The organism is Streptomyces pathocidini, from assembly GCF_001418495.1.
Classification (GTDB): Bacteria; Actinomycetota; Actinomycetes; order Streptomycetales; family Streptomycetaceae; genus Streptomyces; species Streptomyces pathocidini.
Genome location: NZ_LIQY01000384.1, coordinates 1 through 3,779, shown reverse-complemented (window position 1 = coordinate 3,779; position 3,779 = coordinate 1). Strand labels below are relative to the sequence as shown.

Sequence of the window (3,779 nt, the reverse complement as noted above, 5' to 3'; positions counted from 1 at the left end):
CGGGCTCGGGTTCGGGCTGCGCCGGGGCGGCCTCGGGCTCGGGCTGCGCCGGGGCGGCCGGAGCCTGCTCGGCGGCCGCCGGAGCGGCACCGGCGAGCGCCGATGACGGCCAGCTTGGCGCCGACCTCGGCGGTCTCGTCCTCGCCGACCAGGATCTCCAGCAGCGTGCCCGCGGCCGGGGCCGGGATCTCGGTGTCGACCTTGTCGGTGGAGACCTCGAGCAGCGGCTCGTCGGCCTCGACGCTCTCGCCGACCTGCTTCAGCCAGCGGGTCACGGTGCCCTCGGTCACCGACTCGCCCAGCGCGGGCAGTACGACGTCGGTGCCCGCGGCGCCACCGGCCGGAGCGGCGGCGGGCGCCGGGGCCTCGGCGGCGGGAGCCGGAGCGGGCTCGGGCTGCGCGGCCGGAGCCGGGGCCTCGACGGCCTCGGTAGCCGGGGCCTGGGCCCCGGCGGGCGCGCCGGAGCCGTCGTCGATGACGGCCAGCTCGGCGCCGACCTCGACGGTCTCGTCCTCGGCCACCTTGATGGAGGAGAGGATGCCGGCCGCGGGGGCCGGGATCTCGGTGTCGACCTTGTCGGTGGAGACCTCGAGCAGCGGCTCGTCGGCCTCGACCTTCTCACCCTCGGCCTTCAGCCAGCGGGTGACGGTGCCCTCGGTCACGCTCTCGCCGAGCGCCGGCAGGGTTACGGAAACCGCCATGGTTTCGGTTGCTCCTTAACGATCTGTGCGGATGGGGCGTGCCCGAGGTTCAGTCGTGCGAGTGCAGCGGCTTGCCGGCCAGCGCCAGGTGCGCCTCGCCGAGAGCCTCGTTCTGCGTCGGGTGCGCGTGGATGAGCTGCGCGACCTCCGCCGGCAGCGCCTCCCAGTTGTAGATGAGCTGCGCCTCGCCGACCTGCTCGCCCATACGGTCACCGACCATGTGGACGCCGACCACGGCGCCGTCCCGCACCTGGACGAGCTTGATCTCGCCCGCAGTCTTGAGGATCTTGCTCTTGCCGTTGCCGCCGAGGTTGTACTTCAGGGCCACGACCTTGTCGGAGCCGTACAGCTCCTTGGCCTTGGCCTCGGTGATGCCGACGGAGGCGACCTCCGGGTGGCAGTACGTGACGCGCGGCACACCGTCGTAGTCGATGGGCAGCGTCTTGAGACCGGCCAGCCGCTCCGCCACCAGGATGCCCTCGGCGAAGCCGACGTGCGCGAGCTGGAGGGTGGGGACCAGGTCGCCGACGGCCGAGACGGTCGGCACGTTGGTCTGCATGTACTCGTCGACGAGGACATAGCCGCGGTCCATGGCGACCCCGGCCTCCTCGTAGCCCAGGCCCTGCGAGACCGGGCCGCGGCCGACGGCCACGAGCAGCACCTCGGCCTCGAAGGTCTTGCCGTTCTCCAGCGAGACCTTGACGCCGTTGCCGGTGTACTCGACGCCCGAGAAGCGGGAGCCCAGGGAGAACTTGATGCCGCGCTTGCGGAAGGCGCGCTCCAGCAGCTTCGAGCTGTTCTCGTCCTCGACCGGTACGAGATGCGGCAGCGCCTCGACGATCGTCACGTCGGTGCCGAAGGACTTCCAGGCGGAGGCGAACTCGACGCCGATGACCCCGCCGCCGAGCACGATCGCCGACTCCGGCACGCGGTCCAGCACGAGCGCGTGGTCGGAGGAGATGACGCGGTTGCCGTCGATCTCCAGGCCCGGCAGCGACTTCGGCACGGAGCCGGTCGCCAGCAGGATGTGGCGGCCCTCGTAGCGCTGGCCGTTGACGTCCACCGAGGTGGGGGAGGACAGCCGCCCCTCCCCCGTCACGTAGGTGATCTTGCGGGAGGCGACCAGGCCCTGCAGGCCCTTGTACAGGCCGGAGATGACCCCGTCCTTGTACTTGTGCACGCCCGCCATGTCGACACCCTCGAGCGAGGTCAGCACGCCGAACTCGGCGCCCTCGCGCGCCTGGTCGGCGATCTCGCCGGCGTGCAGCAGCGCCTTGGTGGGGATGCATCCGCGGTGCAGGCAGGTGCCGCCCAGCTTGTCCTTCTCGATCAGTGCGACGTCCAGGCCCAGCTGCGCCCCGCGCAGGGCAGCGGCATAGCCACCGCTACCGCCTCCGAGGATCACTAGGTCGAAAACGGTGCTGGCGTCGTTCGCCACGTCACGTCCTCCATGCATGGGTACGCCGGAGCCGGTCTTCGGCGACCGGGCGGCGGCTGTTGTTCGGCCGCTGGCTTTCACGGCCCGCTGGGGTGGCTCGCACGGTGAGCGAGCCGGGGCCCTGTCCTGCCGAGGACCCATCTTCGCACTTGTTCGCGGGCCACGGGACGCCGGGCCGGTCTCCGAGACTCCGGCCCCGCCGTCCCACGGGCCCACCCCGGCGCTGACCGGTACGGATTTCGTCGAGGGCGAACGCGGATCCGCACCGGCCGGAGAGCGTTTCCGCTCCGGAGCCCCGCCGGGCCGGGGTCGGCCCGGGCCGCCGTCGGTGGTGGTGCGGGCCACAGCCCGGGGTCGCCATGGGCGTGGGCGTCAGCCCAGGTCCCCGTCGGCGGTGCGCTCGGCGAGCCGGACCAGGGTGCGGACGCCCGAGCCGGTGCCGCCCTTGGGGGTGTAGCCGTACGGGGCGCCCTCGTGGAAGGCCGGGCCCGCGATGTCCAGGTGGGCCCAGGTGATGCCCTCGCCCACGAACTCCTTCAGGAACAGGCCCGCGACCAGGCCGCCGCCCATCCGCTCGCCCATGTTCGCGATGTCGGCCACCGGCGAGTCCATGCCCTTGCGCAGCTCGGCAGGGAGCGGCATCGGCCAGGACTGCTCGCCGGACTCCTCCGCGACCTCGTGGATCGCGGTGCGGAACGCCTCGTCGTTGCCCATGATCCCGAAGGTGCGGTTGCCCAGCGCCAGCACCATCGCGCCGGTCAGCGTCGCCACGTCCACGATGGCGTCCGGCTTCTCCTCCGAGGCGCGGGTGAGCGCGTCGGCGAGCACGAGCCGGCCCTCGGCGTCGGTGTTCAGCACCTCGACGGTCTTGCCGCTGTACATCCGCAGCACGTCACCGGGGCGGGTGGCCGAACCGGACGGCATGTTCTCGGCGAGCGCGAGCCAGCCGGTGACGTTGACCGCCAGGCCCAGCCTGGCCGCGGCCACGACGGTGGCGAACACGGCGGCGGCGCCGCTCATGTCGCACTTCATCGTCTCGTTGTGACCGGCCGGCTTCAGCGAGATGCCGCCCGAGTCGTACGTGATGCCCTTGCCCACGAGGGCCAGGTGCTTCTCCGCCTTGGGGTGGGTGTAGGCGAGCTTGACCAGGCGGGGCGGGTTCTCCGAACCCTGGCCCACACCGAGTAGACCGCCGTAGCCGCCCTTGGCGAGCGCCTTCTCGTCCAGCACCTCGACCTTGAGGCCGAACTCCTTGGCGGCCGCCTGGGCGTGAGCGGCGAAGGCCACCGGGTGGAGGTCGTTGGAGGGGGTGTTGACGAGGTCGCGGGCGCGGTTCACCTCGGCGGCCAGCGCGGTGGCGCGCTCGGCCGCGGCCTTGAAGGCCTTGTCGCGCGGCTTGCCGCCGAGCAGGGCGACCTCGGCCAGCGGCTCCTTGCCGTTGCCCTCCTTCTTCTTGGCGCCGTTCTTGCCGCCACCGTTCCCGTTGCTGCGGTAGGCGTTGAAGGCGTACGCGCCGAGCAGCGCGCCCTCGGCCACCGCCGCGGCCGACTCGGCGTCCCCGACCGGCAGCGCGAAGCCGCCCTTCTTCGAACCGCTCAGCGCGCGGGCCGCGGCACCGGCGGCCCGGCGCAGCGCCTCCG

2 protein-coding genes and 1 pseudogene are annotated in these 3,779 nt (G+C 72.6%); all 3 read right to left on the bottom strand.

Going from position 1 to position 3,779, the window contains the following annotated elements:
• Positions 1-701: pseudogene (locus AOK16_RS18210) on the bottom strand (biotin/lipoyl-containing protein); the annotation flags it as partial.
• Positions 702-750: 49 nt separating this feature from the next.
• Entirely contained in the window at positions 751-2,139 is a 1,389-nt protein-coding gene (gene lpdA, locus AOK16_RS18205) for a dihydrolipoyl dehydrogenase (RefSeq protein ID WP_055473298.1), read from the bottom strand.
• A gap of 372 nt (positions 2,140-2,511) precedes the next feature.
• A partial coding sequence (locus AOK16_RS18200; RefSeq protein ID WP_055473297.1) for a leucyl aminopeptidase occupies positions 2,512-3,779 on the bottom strand: 1,268 nt, incomplete at its 5' end.